This window comes from Pseudomonas sp. PDM01, assembly GCF_014852325.1.
GTDB classification, from domain to species: domain Bacteria; phylum Pseudomonadota; class Gammaproteobacteria; order Pseudomonadales; family Pseudomonadaceae; genus Aquipseudomonas; species Aquipseudomonas migulae.
Window position 1 is genome coordinate 1 of sequence record NZ_JACVBK010000034.1, and the last position, 231, is coordinate 231.

General features: G+C 48.5%; 1 rRNA gene. It reads right to left on the reverse strand.

From position 1 onward, the window contains the following. Window positions 1-63 (reverse strand): 5S ribosomal RNA (gene rrf, locus IB246_RS29160); the annotation flags it as partial. Between the last annotated feature and the right edge of the window lie 168 nt (window positions 64-231).

The following is a 231-nucleotide window of genomic DNA, read 5'->3' on the forward strand; positions in this document are numbered from 1 at the left end:
GCATCGTTTCACTGCTGAGTTCGGGATGGGATCAGGTGGTTCCAATGCTCTATGGTCGTCAAGAAATTCTTGAGCTGACGCGTCTTGCGACGTTCCAGCGAATTGGGTATGCGATAGTTTGTGTGTTTGCTTCTCGAACTTTCGGTTCATTGCGTCTTCACACACCGCAATCTGATGCTCTTTCGAGTAGTCAAATTGCTTGGGTGTTATATGGTCAAGCCTCACGGGCAA